At 67.2% G+C, this 2,879-nt stretch carries 4 protein-coding genes; all 4 read right to left on the bottom strand.

The window, feature by feature from the left end:
* Window positions 1-329: 329 nt before the first annotated feature.
* Genes VGD20_RS11150 through VGD20_RS11135 form a run of 4 tightly spaced genes read right to left on the bottom strand, consistent with a single transcriptional unit; the run spans window position 330 to window position 2,871 of the window.
* The gene (locus VGD20_RS11150) at window positions 330-1,670 is read right to left on the bottom strand and encodes a hypothetical protein (protein WP_331134511.1); all 1,341 of its coding nucleotides are present in this window, start codon (window positions 1,668-1,670) and stop codon (window positions 330-332) included.
* Window positions 1,603-2,136: a lytic transglycosylase domain-containing protein gene (locus VGD20_RS11145; protein ID WP_331134513.1), complete on the bottom strand. Its 534-nt coding sequence runs from the start codon at window positions 2,134-2,136 to the stop codon at window positions 1,603-1,605. The genes VGD20_RS11150 and VGD20_RS11145 overlap by 68 nt, the downstream gene beginning before the upstream one ends.
* Window positions 2,137-2,177: 41 nt before the next feature.
* A complete protein-coding gene (locus VGD20_RS11140; RefSeq protein ID WP_331134510.1) occupies window positions 2,178-2,738 on the bottom strand; it encodes a S26 family signal peptidase in 561 nt (186 codons plus the stop codon).
* On the bottom strand, window positions 2,731-2,871 hold the full coding sequence (locus tag VGD20_RS11135; protein WP_331134512.1) for a helix-turn-helix domain-containing protein: 141 nt from the start codon (window positions 2,869-2,871) through the stop codon (window positions 2,731-2,733). Before VGD20_RS11135 ends, VGD20_RS11140 begins: the two co-directional genes overlap by 8 nt.
* Between the last annotated feature and the right edge of the window lie 8 nt (window positions 2,872-2,879).

Genomic DNA, 2,879 nt, shown 5'->3' with positions numbered 1-2,879 from the left:
GCCGCCGGCGTGGCGGCGTGCGCGCGGGCGTGACCGGGTCGGCCATGGCCCCGCCATGGCCTGGACAGCGCTCCACGCTGTCCACCCGGACCACGGGCGCCGCCGCCGCGCCCCCGGCCAAAGCCGAGAGCGCATGCGCGGGCCAAGACAACGCGCGCCCCCTGGCGGCGGCCCCCGCCGCCGGTGTGCGCTCAATTTACCCGCGCTCCGTTGTCCAGTTTCCCGGCCATGACGCCTACCGGCGCGCGCGTAGGAGAAATGTCACCGATCGCGCCTCGGAGCGGGCGGGAAGCAGCGAGGCCGGTATACAAGGGTCGCGAGTTTCCGTTTCACCTGTCTTCGAAGTGGGTGACGATCTCGACGACGAGACTTCCGTTCGCGGCGCACTGCTCGGCACGCGCGATGAGCCGGCTGTCAAAAGCCATCATCGGGGTAACGAGCTGGCTTTCGCTTCGACGCACGAACTCCGCGGTCGTTTGTACGATACGCAACAACTCCGACGGATCGAGAAGATGGAGATAGCCACCGGTTGCAGCCATGAAGTCGTGCATGAGATCCGCGCCGAACGTGTCGGGAAGGAGCCTGATGTCAGGAACGAGGATAATGGCGTGGATGGGCCGCGTGCGCTCGATGTCGTGGGCGTTTCCCTTTTCGTCGAGGATGTCGGTGCCAGCCTTTACCTGCCGCGTGGCTCCCTTGAGTTGGCGAGCGGCCTTGGCAACATGTCCGAGCAGGTTCTTCGCCAGGGTCGACCGGTCCGGCAACGTCGGCCGGTCGAGCAGCGAGAGCGCCTTGGACTCGAAGAGGAAGGTGCCAAGCGGGTAACTCAATAGCGCGTCGGTCAGCTCTCGGAGCTTTCCGCCCTTGTGAACTCGGGGCTGGTCAATAGCGACCAACGGGAACAGGTTGTCCGTGAGCCAGGCAATCACGCGCTCCTGTTGCCGGCCCTCGTCGGCATCGAACGCATCGAGATGACTTATGCCAGCGCTGTTCGTGACCAGCGAGTTGTTGACCATCCGCCAATCGGTCAAGACCGGCAAGTCGACGACAAGTAACTCCGGGTCGGCGGGATCCGCGCCGAGCGCACGACCGATTACGTCGTCGACCGCGGCATGTAAGACCGAGTGGTCGGCCGGGCCCAGCGCGGCGGAAGCCGCGAGGGAGCCAAGGCGGCTGGACGAGAAATTCACCGGCAAGTCATTCCAGGCGACGTTGATCGCGAACTCGTTGAAAAGGAAAAGCTGGCATGGCTCGCCCCCGGCCAGGGCGAACATCGCGAGCTGTTCCTGTTCGCGTTCCATGACCGACCAAAGCATCGCCGGGTGGGCGGGATCGTCGAAAACGAGGAGTCCATAGAGAAGCCGGTCGCCGCGCACGCGCGCGGCAACGAACTGGACCCGCACGCCCCGGACGAGGTATTTCAAGACGAGCGCGTCGCCCTTGATCAACAAGCTAGGTTCGAACCGCCCATCCTCACCCTTCGCGTGATCGAGGCGCACCAGCTGGGGCGTGGCCAGGAACTCGCTTCGGTTATGATCGGACAGTAAGTGCACGTGCGCGGTTTCGCGTGTCGCGCGCCGGATGACAATGTCTTTCGCGGCGCTATCGCCGGATGAAGAAGATCGGCGGTTGCACCGCAGCCGTGTCGCGTTCGCGGGCGTCGCCCCCATCAGCGTTGACGTGGCGCCTGGGGCCAAGACCGCCAGGCGGCGCGGTGTTTCGGTCGGCAATCTTCGCGATGTAGGCCCGCGTCTCGGCCGGTAAGGCTTGCCGACCGGACAGGTATGCCGCGTAGCGGCCCGGGCCGGCATTATAGGCACCGAATAGGCCCGGATAGCCGAAGCGGTCATACATCAGCCGCAGGTACAGGGTGCCCGCCATGATGTTGTCGCGCGGCGCGTGCGGATCGGTTCCAAGACCGAGCCGCGCGCGCATGGCCGTCCAAGTTCCCGGCATGAGTTGCATCAGCCCCATGGCGCCGGCCTGGCTGGTGATCGGCTGTCCGCCGAGCGTCGTGCGGCCGCCGCTCTCGGCCTGCATCACGCGCTCGATCCACGCGGCAGGCAGCCCGAAACGCATCGACGCTTCCTCGATATGCGCTCGCCAGTCTTCGACCGATCGCGCGTCGGCCGGCATCGCCGCGAAGAGCAGCAAGGCCAAGCCCGCGGCGGGGCGCGCTAGCGAAGCCACAGCGGCACCGCCTTGCCGACGATCGCCCGTTGCTCCAACGGCCCGAAGTAGCGGCCGTCGAAGCTAGCGGGGTCATCCATCAGCAACAGCACCGAGTGGCGGCCGAGCACCCGGCAGCCGTGCCACCATGGCAGCGGCCGCCCCAGGCGGTCGGCGTGACGGCGGACCGCGACGATCCTTCCATCGACAAAGAGCCAAGGGCCAAGGGCGCAAACGCGATCGCCTGGAAGGGCGGTCACGCGCTTTAGGAGCGGGACGTTGGCGGGGAGATAGTGACGCCGTGCCGCGAGGGCGCGCCAAGGCTCTCCAAGCCTTGCGACGACCATGTCGCCCCGGCGAACGGACGTGGTGGGAACGACCTTCCACAGGCCGACCGGGGCGCTGGCGCTGGCGTTCCAAAGCAGGCGCGGACGCGGCGGCGCGGCCAACGTCGCCGCCAGCGCGACCGACAGGACAGCACAGAAGCCCACCCAGCACGCCCGGGTGCGCGTCCGGCGGCGAGCCGCGCAAAGCGCCGTCCCGACGATGCGTATCGGCGCCTTATGCATCGTGACCTGCCTCGCCGACGCTCCGGGACCAGGCGTCGAGGTCGTCGACGTGATAGCGAACATGGCGACTGTGCCGACGATAGCGGGGACCGGTCCCCGCGGTTCGATATTCCTGCAAGGTGCGGGGCGACACGCCGAGGT

The organism is Sphingopyxis sp., assembly GCF_036402335.1.
Lineage (GTDB): Bacteria > Pseudomonadota > Alphaproteobacteria > Sphingomonadales > Sphingomonadaceae > Sphingopyxis.
This window is presented reverse-complemented; position numbering and strand designations above follow the sequence as displayed.

Excerpts from the sequence above, each read along its gene's own strand:
- VGD20_RS11145 (WP_331134513.1), bottom strand. The coding sequence starts at position 2,136 with ATGCCGGCCGACGCGCGATCGGTCGAAGACTGGCGAGCGCATATCGAG.
- VGD20_RS11150 (WP_331134511.1), bottom strand. The coding sequence starts at position 1,670 with ATGGGGGCGACGCCCGCGAACGCGACACGGCTGCGGTGCAACCGCCGA.
- VGD20_RS11140 (WP_331134510.1), bottom strand. The coding sequence starts at position 2,738 with ATGCATAAGGCGCCGATACGCATCGTCGGGACGGCGCTTTGCGCGGCT.